Origin of the sequence: Burkholderia sp. KCJ3K979, from assembly GCF_016759955.1 — a bacterium.
In the GTDB taxonomy this organism is placed as follows: domain Bacteria; phylum Pseudomonadota; class Gammaproteobacteria; order Burkholderiales; family Burkholderiaceae; genus Burkholderia; species Burkholderia orbicola.
The window spans coordinates 66,030-79,980 of record NZ_JACFYV010000002.1; the positions used below are offsets into that span (position 1 = coordinate 66,030).

Genomic DNA, 13,951 nt, shown 5'->3' on the forward strand with positions numbered 1-13,951 from the left:
CGCAAGGGCAGCGACGACGCGCGGCCCGAATGCCTGTTCAGGCGATTCGGGCCGGCCATGCGGAGGGGATGGACGAGCGGTTGCGCGTATCGAAAGGCGTGCTTGCTTGCACGCCGACGCGACTCAATGACCGCGATAGATCGAGTTGCGGCCGTTGATCATCATCGCACGGCCGGATTCGCCGACCGTGCGGGCTTCGCTGCCGTAACCGGTGTTGTCCGCGGTCGGGGCGGCGTTCGGCGCGGATTGCGCGACGGCGTTTTCACGCACACGCTGTTCGGCGGCGAGGATTGCGGCCGGGTACTGGTTGTGATCCAGCGCCGGGGTGTAGCCGACGGCCGCGAGACGGGCCATCTCGGCCTTCACTTCGGCGCGGGTCAGCGGATGGTCGGCTTGTTGCGCGAACGACAGCGCCGGTGCGGAAAGGATCAGTGCGGCAAGGGTGGAAGAAACGAGCGTTTTCATCGTGGGTACCTGTCTGGTTGAGTGAGCCGCAACCACCGTCGACCACGTCGATGTCGTTGCGAGTGCAGCCAATATAGGTACGCCGGCACTCGGGAAAAACGGCCGCCGCGCCAAATCATTTTTGATCCTGCGTCACGAATCGAACGTGGATTCGGTCGGCAGCCTTGCCGGCCGGGCGTCTCGGCCGAACACAGCGCCGGAGCCGGTGATCGAAACAGGCCGCAAATCCCTGTATCAGACCTCGCGGGACTCAAGTGTGTCGAATTCCGTCTTGGACAGACTTAACCCGTCTCCCTAGACTGAATTCGCTTTCCTTTACTTCCTGGAGAAAATCATGAGTCTCAAAGACAAGCTGCCCGGCAACAAGATCCTCGGTTTCGGTACGGCCCCGCTCGGCAACATGTTCCGCAACATCCCCGACGCGGAAGCCGCGGCCACCGTTGAAGCGGCATGGCAACACGGCATCCGTTATTTCGACTCGGCCCCGTTCTACGGCGCAGGCCTCGCGGAAATCCGCCTCGGCGACGCGCTGGCGCACCATCCGCGTGACGAATACGTGCTGAGCACGAAAGTCGGCCGCGTGATCCTCGACGAAATCGAAGACGTGTCGGCGCGCGATCTCGGTGAAAAGGGCGGCCTGTTCGAACACGGCCGGCCGAACCGCATCGTCAACGATTACTCGGCCGACGCGACGCTGCGCTCGATCGAGGACAGCCTGAAGCGCCTGCGCACCGACCGCCTCGATATCGTGTGGGTGCACGACATCGCGCAGGATTTCTACGGCGACGAATGGCTCGCGCAATTCGAAGTGGCGCGCAAGGGCGCGTTTCGCGTGCTGAGCAAGCTGCGCGAGGAAGGCGTGATCAATGCATGGGGCCTCGGCGTGAACCGCGTCGAGCCGATCGAACTGGTGCTCGACCTCGCCGAACCGCAACCGGACGGCATGCTGCTGGCCGGCCGCTACACGCTGCTCGATCACGAACGCGCGCTGCAGCGCGTGATGCCGGCGGCGGCCGCGCAGAACGTCGGGATCGTCGTCGGCGGCCCGTACAGCTCGGGCGTGCTCGCGGGCGGCACGCACTTCGAATACCAGAAGGCGTCGCCGGACATTCTCGCGAAGGTCGACCGGATCAAGGCGATCGCCGCGCGTTACGACGTGCCGATCAAGGCCGCCGCGCTGCAGTTCTCGATGTCGCATCCGGCCACCGTCGCGGTGATTCCGGGCGCGAGCCGTCCGGAGCGGATCGCGGAAGACCAGGCGGCGCTGAACGTGGCGATTCCGGCCGACTTCTGGCGCGAGATGCGTGAACAAGGTCTGATTGCGGCCAATGCGCCGCTGCCGACCGATCGTTGATCCTGAAAGGTGATGACATGGCACAGGCCCATGCAGGTATCGAGATCGCGGCTTCGGCCGACACGGTCTGGCAACTGATCGGCGGCTTCGGCGCACTGCCCGACTGGCTGTCGTACATTCCGGCCAGCGAACTGAGCGAAGGCGGGCGCGTGCGGCGTCTCGCGAACCCGGCGGGCGACGCGATCGTCGAGCGGCTGGTCGCGTTCGACGAAGCGGAACGCAGCTATACGTACGCGATTCTCGACGCACCGTTCCCGGTCGTGAACTATCGCTCCACGCTGCGCGTGCGCGAGAACGGCTCGAACGCATCGAAGGTCGAGTGGTCGGGCACGTTCACGCCGCACGGCGCGACCGACGACGAAACCGTCCGGCTGTTCCGCGGGATTTATGAAGACGGCCTCGCGGAACTCGCGAAGCGCTTCGCGGCGGCCTGACGGCGGCACGTCGCATCGGGCGATGGGAATCGGGCTTTCCGGCTCCGGCCACGCCTTCGCCGCGGGTTTCGACCTGTTGCGAAGGCGTTGGCGCACCCGTGGCGCGCGTCGATCGGAAATCGCACACCGTAATGAAGATCAGGGTTGCGAAGCAATCGGCACACTCGCTACGGGTGCGCAATGCGCCGTGATGCAACGACGCTTCGCGCGCTCATGGATTCATTTTCCAGCTGCCGCGACGACCTCCTCGCCGGTCAGGATCTCGCGGAAGATGCCGACCAGCGGCCGCAGGTTGACCTTGTGCCACGCAGCCCACAGCGGCGTGCGGTAGCTGAACCACGGCAGCTCGCGCAGCACGACGCCTTCCGGTACCTGGTGACGCAGGCTTTGCTGGATCATCGTCACGCCGAGCCCGGCGGCGACGAGGCCGAGCGCCGCGAGCGGCTCGGTCGCCTCCACCGAAATGTCCGGCGAAAAACCGGCCTTCGCACAGGCCGCGACGAATGCACCGTGCCGCGGCGCGCTTTCCTGCTGCGTGACGCCGATCCACGCTTGCGCGGCGAGATCGTCGGCGCTCAGCGTCTTCTTCTTCGCGAGCGGGTGTCCGTCGGGCAGCGCGAGCAGCATCGGATCGTTCAGCACCATCGTCGAATCGAGTTCGGGATCGTCCGGCGCAGGCGGCTCGGTCACGAGCGCGATGTCGAGGCTGCGTTCGCGCAGGCCTTCGAGCTGCGCGGCGGATGGATAGTTGTACAGCGCGATATGCACCGACGGGCGCTCGGCGCGCAGCGTTTTCAGCGCACGCGGCAGCACGCCCGAGTGGGTGGCCGTTTCCAGGTAGCCGATGCACAGGCCGCCTTCGTCGCCGCGGCCGAGCCGGCGCGCGAGCGATTCGAGCCGGTTCGCATGGCGCAGGAACGCATGCGCTTCGCTGAGGAACGTGCGTCCGTCACGCGTCAGACGAATGCGCTGCTGGCTGCGTTCGAACAGCGTCAGGCCGAGCTTTTCCTCGAGCTGCGCGATCTGGCGGCTGAGCGGCGACTGCGAGATGTGCAGGCGTTCGGCCGCCCGGCCGACGTGTTCCTCTTCCGCGACCGCGATGAAATATTGAAGCTGGCGGATGTCGAGCATGTCAGACCTTGTGGGACTCAATATTGATGAATTATGTCCCATTCGGACTTATTCGTGCAACTCTGGCCCCATTCACTTTCCTGCCGCACCAGGAGAAACGCATGAGCCTCGACGATATGCCGCCGACCATCGCCGCCGCGAAAGCTGCGTCAGCACGAAAGTCGGCGAAGACGTCCATCGACGGAGAAAAGCGCGGGATGTTCACGCCTGGCCCGCGCGAACCGGCTGCGGTGCGACGGCTCGACGTCGCGCTCGCATGAGTCACACGAGCGAAACCGAGCCCGCGCATGCCGTCAGTTCCCGTACATGTCGAAGTCGAAATATTTCGCCTGGATCGTGTTGTAGGTGCCGTCGCCGCGAATCTGCGCGATGGCGCGATTCAGCGCGTCGCGCAGGTCGGTGTCGGCCTTGCGCACGCCGGCCGCATCGCCGTTGCCCATGATCTTCGCGTCGTACACCACGCCGCCCGCGAACGAGAAGCCCTTGCCGCGCGGCGTCGCGAGGAACCCGAGCTGGCCTTGCACGGCGTCCATCAGCACGCCGTCGACGCGCCCCGTGACGAGGTCCGCATACGCCTGGTCGTAGCTCGGATACGGCACGACCTCGACCTTCGCGGGCGCCCACTTCTCGCGCGCATAGGTTTCCTGGACCGTGCCCTGTTCGACCGCGACGCGCTTGCCGGCGAGCTTCGCCGCGTCCGGCAGCAGCCCCGACCCGGTGCGCGCGATCAGCCGCGTCTGGTTGCGGTACAGGCGATCGGTGAAGTCGATCTGCTGGCGCCGCTGTTCGGTCGCGGCCATCGACGACAGGATCACGTCGAACTTGCGCGCCTGCAGCCCGGGAATCAGCCCGTCGAAACTGCTCGACACCCACACGCATTTCGCCTTCAGCTTCGCGCACAGCGCGTTGCCGAGATCGATGTCGAAGCCCTTCACGCTGCCGTCGGTCGCGGTCGATTCGAACGGCGGGTAGGTCGGGTCGACGCCGATGCGGATGGTCGTCCATTCCTTCGCCGACGCCAGCGACGCGAAGGCCATCGCGGCGGCGGACAGGAGAATCGTGAGGCGCGTCTTCATGGTCAGGCTCCGTTCGTGTGGGGAAGAGTGGGCGTGCACGTCAGCTCGGAAATTCGCCGCGCTGAAAATCGTTCGACAGTTCGAGTGCGTCGGCCATCTCGCCGACGGTGACGGGCTTGATCGGCGCGCGGATTCGGTAGTGGCCGACGTCGCCGACGCCGCGCTGCTGCACGTCGGCGATCAGCTCGCCGACCGTCGTGCCGCACCAGCGTCCCTGGCACGGGCCCATGCCGCAGCGCGTAAACGCCTTCATCTGGTTCGGCCCCTGGCAGCCGAGCGCCGCGAGCCGGCGGATCTCGCCGGCCGTGACTTCCTCGCAGCGGCACACGATCGTGTCGTCGTCGGGGCGGCGCAGCGCGGCGGGCGGTGTGTACAGCGCGTCGAGCAGCGGGCGCACCGCGAGGTGGCGGTGCAACGCGCGCAGCACCGGGCGTTCGCGTGCGGCCTGCCGTTGCGTGTCGAGCGCGCCGAGTTGCGCGGCGATGTCGAGCGCCGACACTTCGCCGGCGAGTGCCGCCGCCCGCGCGCCGCCGATGCCCGCGCCGTCGCCTGCGATCCACACGTGCGGCACGCTGCTGCGGCCGCGCGCGTCGCACTGAGGCCGCCAGCATGCCGACGATTCGTCCCATTCGTGTGCGCAGCCGAGCGAACGCGCAAGCTGCGTCGACGGAATGACGCCCTGATGCAGCAGCACGAGCGACGTGTCGAGTGTTTGCACGATGCCGTCTGCGTCGCGAAAGCGGATGCGTTCGGCGCGGCTTTCGCCGTCGATGCGGACGTCGGTCGCGCCGCGATACACCGGAATCCCGGCGTGGCGCACCGCGCGCAACATGCGCCAGCCCTTGAGTAGATAGTCGGCGCCGCGCAGCGCCGGCAGCGCATGCGGGAGCGCGCGGCGCCACGCGTCGCGCGGTGTCGTGTCGACCAGCGCGCGCACGCGCCGGCCGGCATTCAGCAATTGCGCGGCGAACAGCCACAGCAGCGGGCCGCTGCCGGCGAGCACGGCGTCGGCGGACGGCGCGAGGCCGGACGCCTTCAGCAGCGTCTGCGCGGCGCCGACACCCATCACGCCGGGCAACGTCCAGCCGGGTACCGGCCACGGCCGCTCCTGCGCGCCGGTCGCGATCAGCACAGCGCGCGCGCCGATTTCGAGCGTGCCGCGCGACGGGCCGCCTTGCGTGAGCATCGCGACGGGTTCCGGCTCGAACGCGATTTGCCACACGACGCTGCGCGGCAGGTAATGCGCGCCGCTGGCGAGCAGGCCGTCGACGAGCGGGCGGCCCGCCGTATAGTCGGCGCCGAGCCATTGCGCGAGCGGCGCCGGCGCATCGGCCACGTTGCGGTAGATCTGGCCGCCGGGCGCGCGGCCTTCGTCCGCGACGACGACCGACAAGCCGGCCGCACGCGCGGCAGTCGCCGCCGCCATGCCGGCCGGCCCGGCGCCGACGATCAGCAGGTCGCACTGGCGGCGCGTCATGCGAGCCTCGCCTTGCCGTGCATCGCGCGCACCTGCATGCCGTCGGCGACGGGCGTCATGCAGCCTTGCACGTTCGGCACGCCGTCGATTTCGACGAGGCAGTCGAAGCACACGCCCATCATGCAGAACGGGCCGCGCGGCGCGCCGCTCACGGCGCTCGTGCGGCACGCGGCCGAGCCGGCGGCGAGCATCGCGGCCGCGACGCTGTAATGCGCGGGTACGTCGTGCGGCGTGCCGTCGATATGGATGCGCACGCGTTCGAGCAGCGCGGTAGAGGGAATGAGCGGTTCAAACATGCCGGGCTTCCGTGGGCGCGGCGAAGCGCGCGGTGGTAAAGGCGGACAGGTCGGCCGGCGCGGCGCCGCCGGCGATCCACGGCGCGACGAGATCGGCGTGAGTCGCCGCGAGCGTCACGCCGCTGTGGCAGATCGCGATGAACGCGCCGGGGTACGTGGCCGACGCCTCGTAGACGGGCAGGCCGTCGGGCGTCATGATGCGCAGCGCACCCCACGCGCGCACGATGCGCGCATGGGCAAGCGCCGGGAACGCGGTGCGGGCGCGGCGTGCGATGTCGACCATCGCGGGGCGTGTCTGGCCATCGTCGAAGCCGACGTCTTCGGCCGAGTCGCCGAGGAGCACCGAGCCTTCCGGCGTCTGCCGGACGACGAGTGTCGGATAGTCGAGAAACGGCGCGAGGCGTTCGGTGACCATGATCTGGCCGCGCAGCGGCGAGATCGGTGCGCGCAGATCGACCATCGGCGCGAGCCGCGCGTTGTCGAGGCCGGCCGCGAGCACCACGCGCCCGGCTTCGAGCTGCGCGTGGCGCGTATCGATCTCGAAGCGCCCGGCGCGCGGCCGAATCTCGGCGACTTCGCTGCGCGGCAGATAGACGCCGCCGCACTGCTGAAACGCCTGCAGCATCGCGCGCAGCGTGGTGAGCGGATTCGCGTGACCGTCGTTCGGCGACCACAGCGCGCCGGCCAGCGACGGCGACGCCGCGGGAACGCGCCGGCGCAGCGCCGCCGGATCGAGCACCTCGTACGACAGCGCGGCTTCCTGCCGGCGCAGCGATTCGAGCAGGTCGGTCGCGCTGTCGAGTTCCGCGCGCTGCTCGAACAGCTCGATGCCGCCCGGGCGCTCGAACGCGCAGTCCACGCCCGTTTCGCGCTGCAACTGCGCGGCGAAAGCGTGCCAGCGCGCCGACGATTCGCGCGACCAGCGCGCATACGGCAGGCAGCGGCCGCCCTTGCCCTGCACCCACACGAGCCCGAAATTGCCGCGCGCCGCGCGAAACGCGATGTCGTCGCCGTCGCACACCGCGACGCGCTGGCCGAGACGCGCGATGCCCCATGCGATGGCCATGCCGACGAGACCGCCGCCGGCCACGACGACGTCGAAGCGGCGCACGGTCATGCGCGGCTCCGGTGTCGCGGGTGAGGCGGTTGCGTGTTATATCCCATGGCGGCGCGGCTCCTTGCTTTCAATACGTTGCGGAACCGATGTTCGGGCAGGCAAAATGGGCTGTCCAATACAGCTTGATCAACGACCCATAATCCAGTGTTATGACCACGCCCTCGCTCAGGATTCGTCAGATCGAAGCGTTTCGCGCAGTGATGCAGCGCCATACCGTCACGCGTGCGGCACGCGATCTCCATATCTCGCAGCCGGCCGTGAGCCGGCTGATCGCCGATCTCGAGGACCGGGTCGGCTTCGTGCTGTTCGAGCGGCAGCAGGGGCGCTTCACGCCGACCGCACAGGCGCGTGTGCTGTACGAGGAGGTCGAACGCGCGTTCGTCGGCCTCGACCGCGTCGCGCAGGCCGCCGAGCAGATCCGCGCGATGCGGCGCGGCACGCTGCGCGTGGCCGGCTCGCCGGCCGTCGCGCTCGACCTGCTGCCGCAGCTCGTCACGCGTTTCTCGCACGCGCATCCGGGTGTCGACATCACGTTGCTCGCGCACAGTGCGTCCACCGTCGTCGACAAGGTCGCGTCGGGGCAATGCGATGTCGGGCTGATCGCCGAACCCGTCCCGCATCCGGCCGTGCGCGGCGAGCGGCTCGCGGAAAGCGCGATGCGCTGCATCGTGCCGCGCGGGCATCGGCTCGCGCGCAAGCGCGTCGTGCGGCCGGCCGACCTGCGCGACGAAGCGTTCATCTCGTTTCCGCCGAGTTTCGAGGCGCGCAGCGCGATCGATCGCGTATTCGTCGAAGCCGGCGTGTCGCGCGTGCTGTCGATCGAGGCGCAACTGTCGCAGACGATCGTCGCGTTCGTCGCGAACGGTGCCGGCGTCGCGCTGATCGATCCGGTGACGGCCGCGTATGCGGGGCATCGCGTGGCCGTCAAGCCGTTCGAGCCGGCCGTGCCCGATCACTTCTATCTGGTGACGTCCGCGTCGCAGCCGCTGTCGATGATCGGCGATGCGTTCTGCGTGGATTTGCGCGACGCGTTCGCGAGGATGCGGGCGTCGCGCGACGCGTAAGCAGGAGGGGAGGGGAAATCGTCTCGAGCGCGCCGGACGCCGTCGGGCGTGCCGGCGCGTTGCCGTTTCGGCCGGGATTCCGGTTCAGGCGAGCGCGTCGTCCGTTGCGGGTGTGGTGGATGCAGGCGACCTGGTTGCGTCCGCATCCTTCGCCTCTGCCAGCCGCCGATAACGCGCGAGCGCCCACAGCGGGAAGTACGCGGTATAGCCGTGATACTTCAGATAGAAGATGCGCGGAAAGCCCGGCGCATTGTGCGAGCGGTGCCACCAGAAGCCGTCTTCCTGCTGCACCGACTGCAGATACGCGATGCCGCGCTTCACCGAATCGGATTCGCAGTCGCCGAACGCCATCTGCGCGAGCAGCGCCCACGCGGTGCAGTTCGACGTGCTCTCGCCGCCGTTCGTGCCGGCCAGCTTCGGATCGAGGTAGCTGTCGTTCGTCTCGCCCCAGCCGCCGTCCGCGTGCTGCCGCGCGCGCAGCCAGTCGAGCGCGCGGGCGATATAGGGCTGCGACTGGTCCTCGCCGGCGAGCGCGAGGCCGGCCAGCACGCTCCACGTGCCGTAGAGGTAGTTCGTGCCCCAGCGGCCCCACCAGCTGCCGTCGGGCTGTTGCGTGCGCTTCACGTAGTCGATCGCGCGGGCGAGCGACGCACGGTCGTCGGCGCGCTTCGTCACGCCGAAGCACAGCAGCACGCGGCCCGATACGTCCTCGGTCGGCGGGTCGAGCAGCGCGCCGTGATCGGCGAACGGAATCGCGTTCAGATACATGCGGTCGCAGTCCGCGTCGAACGCCGCGAAGCCGCCGTTGCGCGATTGCAGCCCGCGCATCCAGTCGAGCGCGCGTGAGACGCGCGACGCGTACGGGTGCGTGCCGTCCGCGGCGCGATGCGTGCGGCCGCGGCGATCGAGCATCGCGGTGACGAGCGCCGTGTCGTCGATGTCCGGGTAGTACGGGTTCGCGTACTGGAATGCCCAGCCGCCAGGTTCGACGTCGGCCGGGGCGTTCTCGATCCAGTCGCCGCGCAGGTCGTTCACCTGGCGCGTGGCCAGCCAGTCGTACGCGCGAGCGATGCGCCCGTCGAGATCGCGCGGCGCGCCGGTCGCCGTGTCGCCGGTTTCCGGCGCCGCGACACCGCGCGCCTGCTCGAGCGCCATCGTGCTCCACGCGGTGTCCCACACCGGCGACAGGCACGGCTGGCAGTACATGCTGCCGTCCGGCCGCGTGACCAGCAGCTTCTCCAGTGCGTTCTCGCAATCGCGCCGCAGCGGATGGTCGTCCGGATAGCCGAGCACCTGCATCATCTGGTAGCTGTACACGATCGGCGGGAAGATGCCGCCGAGCCCGTCCTCGCCGTTCATCCGTTCCGCGCACCACGCTTCCGCATGCCGGATCGCGCGCTGCCGCAAGCGCTTCGGCAGCAGCGGCTCGATAGGGCGGACCGTGCGGTCGAGCGCGAGGAACAGCCGGCGCATGCCGCGCGCTGGCGGGAAGTAGTGGCGCTCCTGTTCGGGCGGCGTGACGAACAGCTCGCGGATCGACACGTTGCGCGGATTGCGCGCACGCGCCTTCAGCGAGCACAGCACCAGCAGCGGCACCATCGTCGTGCGCGCCCAGTACGCGACCTTGTACATCGAGATCGGCACCCACTTCGGGAACAGCACGAATTCGACCGGCATGAACGGCGCCGCGCGCCACGGCACCTGGCCGAACGTCGCGAGCAGGATGCGCGTGAACACGTTCGAGCGTGCCGCGCCGCCGAGCTTCAGGATCGCGTCGCGCGCGCGGATCATGTGCGGCGCGTGTTCGCTGTCGCCGGCCGCCTTCAGCGCGAAGTACGCCTTCACGCTGCACGACACGTCCGGCGCGCCGTCGACGTACAGATCCCAGGCGCCGTGCGTGTCGAGCCGCTGGTTCGCGCGCAGGTAGCGCGCCATCTTCTCCTGGCGCACGTCGTCGATCCTGTCCATGAAATGCATCATCAGGATGTATTCCGCGGTGATCGTCGCGTCGGATTCGAGTTCGAAACACCAGCTGCCGTCGGGCTGCTGAAGGCGCACGAGTGCGTCGCGTCCACGGGCGATGGCAGCGTCGAGCGCGGACCAGGAAGAGGGGGCCGATTGGTTCATGCGGCGGATCATACCATCCAGACGGAATGTTTATATCGAGACGCGCGGTGCTACCATCCGCACCATGAAAAAACGCCTCGAACCCGCGCCGCGCGACGTGTCCGCGCCTGTCGAACCGGCTGGAACGCCCGATACACGGGCCTCCGAAGGATCATCGGCGCCGGCCGCAGCCGTGGCCGGCGTGCGGCGAAAAAAAGCGCCGGACCAGGTGCGCGCGCAATTGCTGGCGGCCGCGTCGGAGATCGCGATGCATCACGGCGTGGCCGCGTTGACGCTCGATGCGGTGGCCGAACGGGCCGGCGTGACGAAAGGCGCGCTGCAATATCACTTCGCGAACAAGCAGGGGCTGCTGGATGCGCTGTTCGGGCAGGCGACCGAGCGGTTCGGCGCGCAGTTGACCGCGCGGATGGCGGCCGATTCCAGCGGCGACGGCGCGGCGGCGCGCGCGTATCTGCATGCGGTGCTCGACGCGGCCAATCCGGCCGCGAGTATCGAGGTACTGCGCGTGCTGGTCGCGTCGATGATCACCGAGCAGGACACGCGTGCGCGCTGGTCGGTGCCGATGCGCGAATGGACACGGCCCGATCCGGTACCGCTCGAACAGGCCGCGACGCTGATGATCTGCCGGCTCGCGGCCGACGGGTTGTGGATTTCGGAATTGCTCGACAGCGTCGACGTATCGGCCGAATTGCGCGCGGAGATCGTTCGGCAGCTCGATGCGATGAGCAGAGGCGTGTTTCCGAAGTGATGGGCGACGCAGGATCGAGGTCGTCAGGCGAGGTCACGTCGCTCGACGGCGCTGTTCGACGTACCGCGCGTATCGAAGCCGGGATTGCCGATCGCGTCTGCCCGTTATTCGACGCAGTGGTGCCGGCGGTGCTCGATTTCCGTTCAATACCGCGGCGGCGCGTCCATGCGGGCATCGCGTTTCCAGCGCTGCCCGCTGTCGACACGCCGGCGTGATGGCTCAAGCTTGCCGCGCATTGCGTTGATAGCCGCTCCTGAGCGCATCGACCACGAGCTCGACGGCCCGCGACGATTTGCGCCGGCTCGGGTAATAGACGTGGTGCCCGACGAACGTCGGAAACCAGTCCTCCAGCACCCAGCCGAGCCGGCCGGCTTCAACGTGATGCGCGACCAGATCCTTCGGCACATAGGCGAGCCCGAAGCCGGCAAGCGCCGCGTCGACCATCTGATAGACGTTGTTGAACGTCAGTTGGCCTTCGACGCGAACCTGCAATTCGCGGCGCCCCTTGCTCAACTCCCACGATAGCAGCGCGTTTCTGGTCGGCAGCCGAAGGTTGATGCAGTTGTGTTGCGTCAGGTCCTGAGGCGTTTTCGTCACGGGTCGGGACGCCAGGTAATCGGGAGAACCGACGATCGACATCGTCATGTCCGGCGCGATACGCTGCGCGACCATGTCCCTGGCGACCTGGTCGCCGAGCCGTATGCCGATGTCGTAGCGGCCGGCGACGAGATCGGTCAGGCCATAGTCGTTCACCAGTTCGACCTTGAGCGCGGGATAGCGACGCAGCAGCGGTTGCAGCCGCGGCCACACGTATTCGTTCGCCGCGTAGTCGGTCGCGGTGATCCGGACGTTGCCGGCCGGCTGATCCGTCATCGCACGCAGCGACTCCAGCTCCGCCTCGATTTCCTGAAAGCGCGGGGCGATCGATTCCAGCAAGCGCTCGCCGGCCTCGGTCGGCGATACGCTGCGCGTCGTGCGCGTCAGCAACGGAATGCCCATGCGCGCTTCCAGCGCCCGCACCGTTCGGCTCAACGCCGATTGAGACACGCCGAGCTGCGCGGCCGCCCGCGTGAAATTGCGTTCGCGCGCGACCGCCATGAACGCCACCAGATCGTTGAAGTCTTCCATTGATTCATGCATCACAGCATAGGCCTATGCCGATTTTGCCATCTAGTCGCATGAATCGCGAGTCATTAAAGTGGGATGGCTGGCCGCTGGAGCGATCCATGCGGCACCCTTTTCGGTAGAGGACGACATCATGGAACTGAAGCGCGCGGGCTCGCAGCCCTCGATCAAGGGCCCCGACGAATGGTTCACCGGCACGGTCCGGATCGACCCGCTGAACGCACCGCCGCCGCCGGCGCGCGTATCGTGCGCCAGCGTGACGTTCGAGCCGGGCGCCCGCACCGCGTGGCATACGCATCCGCTCGGCCAGACGCTGCTCGTGACCGCCGGCTGCGGCTGGACGCAATGCGACGGCGAACCGCGCGTCGAGATCCGCGCGGGCGACGTGGTCTGGTGCCCGCCGGGCCACAGGCACTGGCACGGTGCGACGTCGACCACCGCGATGACTCACGTCGCGATTCAGGAAGCGCTCGACGGCAAGAACGTCCGTTGGCTGGAGAAGGTCACGGACGAGCAATACCTCGGCAGCGGCGGACCGCGATGAATACGCCAGCAGCCTTGAATTCGATGCCGGCCCGCGCGTCGTTCGCCGCAGCGGCCGCATCGGCCGATGCGGCGGCGAGCGCGGGCATCGCGGTTGCGCGCAGCGGCACGCAGGTCGCGCTTCGGGAGGCACTCGATGGGCGCGACGTCAACCGGCCCGAACACGTCACCGATGCGCAGCACGGCGCGCGTTGACGATCGCACGCGGCGCCTGTCGCGATTCGTCGCCGCGACAGGGCTGGCACTGCTGGCCGCCGCGTGCACCACCATGCAAAGGACCGACACCATGCAGGAACCCTTGTCTGTTGACGCCTTGAAGGCGGTTGCCCCGGCCTTCGAGCGATACACGAGCCATACCGTATTCGACGGCCTGTGGAAGCGGCCGCACCTGTCGCCGCGCGATCGCAGCATCGTGACGCTGTCGGTGCTGATCGCCCGCGGCCAGACCGTCGAGATGCCGCTGCATGCGCGTCTCGCGCTGGATCACGGCGTGAAGCCCGCGGAAATATCGGAAATGATCGCGCATCTGGCTTTTTACGCGGGATGGGCCAATGCGAGCGCCGCATCGATCATCGTCAAGCACGTCTATGACGAACGCGGCATCGGGCCCGATCAGCTCGCGCCGGCGGACGTCACGCCGCTGCCGCTGAACGAGGCAGCCGAGGCGCAGCGTGCGCGGACGGTCTCGGAAAACTTCGGCGCGGTCGCGCCCGGCGTGGTCGAGTACACGACCGATGCGCTGTTTCGCGACTTGTGGCTGCGCCCCGGGTTCGCGCCGCGCGACCGCAGCCTGGTGACGGTGAGCGCGCTCGTCGCCAACGGCCAGGTCGCGCAGATCCCGTATCACCTGAATCGTGCGATGGACAACGGGCTCACGCAGGCCGAAGCGTCCGAGACGTTGACGCAACTGGCGTTCTACGCGGGATGGCCGAACGTCTTTTCGGCGCTGCCCGTGTTCAAGGACGTGTTTTCACGGCGCGCGGCGTGACGCGCG

General features: G+C 68.2%; 16 protein-coding genes. 8 read left to right on the forward strand and 8 right to left on the reverse strand.

Going from position 1 to position 13,951, the window contains the following annotated elements; genetic code table 11:
* Positions 1-123: 123 nt before the first annotated feature.
* Positions 124-465, reverse strand: a complete 342-nt coding sequence (locus H3O04_RS01025) for a DUF4148 domain-containing protein (RefSeq protein ID WP_202586953.1) — start codon at positions 463-465, stop codon at positions 124-126.
* A 334-nt stretch (positions 466-799) separates the two neighbouring features.
* On the opposite strand from H3O04_RS01025, the gene H3O04_RS01030 reads away from it, so the two are divergent.
* Both H3O04_RS01030 and H3O04_RS01035 read left to right on the forward strand, forming a co-directional pair.
* The gene (locus H3O04_RS01030; protein ID WP_202586913.1) at positions 800-1,819 is read left to right on the forward strand and encodes an aldo/keto reductase; all 1,020 of its coding nucleotides are present in this window, start codon (positions 800-802) and stop codon (positions 1,817-1,819) included.
* A 17-nt stretch (positions 1,820-1,836) separates the two neighbouring features.
* The gene (locus tag H3O04_RS01035) at positions 1,837-2,253 is read left to right on the forward strand and encodes an SRPBCC family protein (RefSeq protein WP_202586914.1); all 417 of its coding nucleotides are present in this window, start codon (positions 1,837-1,839) and stop codon (positions 2,251-2,253) included.
* 219 nt (positions 2,254-2,472) lie between these two features.
* Here the strand turns inward: H3O04_RS01035 and H3O04_RS01040 are convergent, their stop codons facing one another.
* A complete protein-coding gene (locus H3O04_RS01040) occupies positions 2,473-3,384 on the reverse strand; it encodes a LysR family transcriptional regulator (protein ID WP_011549250.1) in 912 nt (303 codons plus the stop codon).
* A 101-nt stretch (positions 3,385-3,485) separates the two neighbouring features.
* Between H3O04_RS01040 and H3O04_RS01045 the strand changes: the two genes are divergently transcribed.
* Positions 3,486-3,644: a hypothetical protein gene (locus H3O04_RS01045; RefSeq protein ID WP_202586915.1), complete on the forward strand. Its 159-nt coding sequence runs from the start codon at positions 3,486-3,488 to the stop codon at positions 3,642-3,644.
* Positions 3,645-3,677: 33 nt separating this feature from the next.
* Here H3O04_RS01045 and H3O04_RS01050 read toward each other — a convergent pair whose 3' ends face one another.
* Genes H3O04_RS01050 through H3O04_RS01065 form a run of 4 tightly spaced genes read right to left on the reverse strand, consistent with a single transcriptional unit; the run spans position 3,678 to position 7,350 of the window.
* On the reverse strand, positions 3,678-4,460 hold the full coding sequence (locus H3O04_RS01050) for an ABC transporter substrate-binding protein (RefSeq protein ID WP_054928563.1): 783 nt from the start codon (positions 4,458-4,460) through the stop codon (positions 3,678-3,680).
* A gap of 40 nt (positions 4,461-4,500) precedes the next feature.
* Positions 4,501-5,937 carry an FAD/NAD(P)-dependent oxidoreductase gene (locus H3O04_RS01055; protein ID WP_202586916.1) on the reverse strand — a complete coding sequence of 479 codons (1,437 nt, stop codon included), beginning with the start codon at positions 5,935-5,937 and terminating at the stop codon, positions 4,501-4,503.
* Positions 5,934-6,233 carry a (2Fe-2S)-binding protein gene (locus tag H3O04_RS01060; RefSeq protein WP_053525451.1) on the reverse strand — a complete coding sequence of 100 codons (300 nt, stop codon included), beginning with the start codon at positions 6,231-6,233 and terminating at the stop codon, positions 5,934-5,936. The genes H3O04_RS01055 and H3O04_RS01060 overlap by 4 nt, the downstream gene beginning before the upstream one ends.
* Positions 6,226-7,350, reverse strand: coding sequence for an NAD(P)/FAD-dependent oxidoreductase (locus tag H3O04_RS01065; protein ID WP_202586917.1), 1,125 nt, complete (start codon positions 7,348-7,350; stop codon positions 6,226-6,228). The genes H3O04_RS01060 and H3O04_RS01065 overlap by 8 nt, the downstream gene beginning before the upstream one ends.
* Before the next feature lie 149 nt (positions 7,351-7,499).
* Here H3O04_RS01065 and H3O04_RS01070 point away from each other — a divergent pair, with 149 nt between their 5' ends.
* Positions 7,500-8,414 (forward strand): LysR family transcriptional regulator, encoded by a 915-nt coding sequence (locus H3O04_RS01070; RefSeq protein WP_202586918.1) that lies wholly within the window; start codon positions 7,500-7,502, stop codon positions 8,412-8,414.
* Between the two features lie 84 nt (positions 8,415-8,498).
* On the opposite strand, the gene shc is transcribed toward H3O04_RS01070, so the two are convergent.
* Positions 8,499-10,553 (reverse strand): squalene--hopene cyclase, encoded by a 2,055-nt coding sequence (gene shc, locus H3O04_RS01075; protein ID WP_202586919.1) that lies wholly within the window; start codon positions 10,551-10,553, stop codon positions 8,499-8,501.
* 52 nt (positions 10,554-10,605) lie between these two features.
* Between shc and H3O04_RS01080 the strand changes: the two genes are divergently transcribed.
* On the forward strand, positions 10,606-11,289 hold the full coding sequence (locus tag H3O04_RS01080) for a TetR/AcrR family transcriptional regulator (RefSeq protein WP_202586920.1): 684 nt from the start codon (positions 10,606-10,608) through the stop codon (positions 11,287-11,289).
* Between the two features lie 219 nt (positions 11,290-11,508).
* On the opposite strand, the gene H3O04_RS01085 is transcribed toward H3O04_RS01080, so the two are convergent.
* Entirely contained in the window at positions 11,509-12,417 is a 909-nt protein-coding gene (locus H3O04_RS01085) for a LysR family transcriptional regulator (RefSeq protein ID WP_202586921.1), read from the reverse strand.
* A 130-nt stretch (positions 12,418-12,547) separates the two neighbouring features.
* Here H3O04_RS01085 and H3O04_RS01090 point away from each other — a divergent pair, with 130 nt between their 5' ends.
* The 3 genes from H3O04_RS01090 to H3O04_RS01100 all read left to right on the forward strand — a co-directional run bounded on the left by H3O04_RS01090 (position 12,548) and on the right by H3O04_RS01100 (position 13,945).
* The gene (locus H3O04_RS01090) at positions 12,548-12,958 is read left to right on the forward strand and encodes a (R)-mandelonitrile lyase (RefSeq protein WP_023476731.1); all 411 of its coding nucleotides are present in this window, start codon (positions 12,548-12,550) and stop codon (positions 12,956-12,958) included.
* Positions 12,955-13,152: a hypothetical protein gene (locus tag H3O04_RS01095; RefSeq protein ID WP_185642899.1), complete on the forward strand. Its 198-nt coding sequence runs from the start codon at positions 12,955-12,957 to the stop codon at positions 13,150-13,152. The genes H3O04_RS01090 and H3O04_RS01095 overlap by 4 nt, the downstream gene beginning before the upstream one ends.
* Positions 13,153-13,255: 103 nt before the next feature.
* On the forward strand, positions 13,256-13,945 hold the full coding sequence (locus tag H3O04_RS01100) for a carboxymuconolactone decarboxylase family protein (protein ID WP_404990000.1): 690 nt from the start codon (positions 13,256-13,258) through the stop codon (positions 13,943-13,945).
* The last annotated feature ends 6 nt before the right edge of the window (positions 13,946-13,951 follow it).

Excerpts from the sequence above, each read along its gene's own strand:
- H3O04_RS01025 (WP_202586953.1), bottom strand. The coding sequence starts at position 465 with ATGAAAACGCTCGTTTCTTCCACCCTTGCCGCACTGATCCTTTCCGCA.
- H3O04_RS01090 (WP_023476731.1), top strand. The coding sequence starts at position 12,548 with ATGGAACTGAAGCGCGCGGGCTCGCAGCCCTCGATCAAGGGCCCCGAC.
- H3O04_RS01080 (WP_202586920.1), top strand. The coding sequence starts at position 10,606 with ATGAAAAAACGCCTCGAACCCGCGCCGCGCGACGTGTCCGCGCCTGTC.
- H3O04_RS01040 (WP_011549250.1), bottom strand. The coding sequence starts at position 3,384 with ATGCTCGACATCCGCCAGCTTCAATATTTCATCGCGGTCGCGGAAGAG.
- H3O04_RS01045 (WP_202586915.1), top strand. The coding sequence starts at position 3,486 with ATGAGCCTCGACGATATGCCGCCGACCATCGCCGCCGCGAAAGCTGCG.
- H3O04_RS01035 (WP_202586914.1), top strand. The coding sequence starts at position 1,837 with ATGGCACAGGCCCATGCAGGTATCGAGATCGCGGCTTCGGCCGACACG.
- H3O04_RS01070 (WP_202586918.1), top strand. The coding sequence starts at position 7,500 with ATGACCACGCCCTCGCTCAGGATTCGTCAGATCGAAGCGTTTCGCGCA.
- H3O04_RS01050 (WP_054928563.1), bottom strand. The coding sequence starts at position 4,460 with ATGAAGACGCGCCTCACGATTCTCCTGTCCGCCGCCGCGATGGCCTTC.
- shc (WP_202586919.1), bottom strand. The coding sequence starts at position 10,553 with ATGATCCGCCGCATGAACCAATCGGCCCCCTCTTCCTGGTCCGCGCTC.
- H3O04_RS01060 (WP_053525451.1), bottom strand. The coding sequence starts at position 6,233 with ATGTTTGAACCGCTCATTCCCTCTACCGCGCTGCTCGAACGCGTGCGC.
- H3O04_RS01085 (WP_202586921.1), bottom strand. The coding sequence starts at position 12,417 with ATGGAAGACTTCAACGATCTGGTGGCGTTCATGGCGGTCGCGCGCGAA.
- H3O04_RS01030 (WP_202586913.1), top strand. The coding sequence starts at position 800 with ATGAGTCTCAAAGACAAGCTGCCCGGCAACAAGATCCTCGGTTTCGGT.
- H3O04_RS01095 (WP_185642899.1), top strand. The coding sequence starts at position 12,955 with ATGAATACGCCAGCAGCCTTGAATTCGATGCCGGCCCGCGCGTCGTTC.
- H3O04_RS01065 (WP_202586917.1), bottom strand. The coding sequence starts at position 7,350 with ATGACCGTGCGCCGCTTCGACGTCGTCGTGGCCGGCGGCGGTCTCGTC.
- H3O04_RS01055 (WP_202586916.1), bottom strand. The coding sequence starts at position 5,937 with ATGACGCGCCGCCAGTGCGACCTGCTGATCGTCGGCGCCGGGCCGGCC.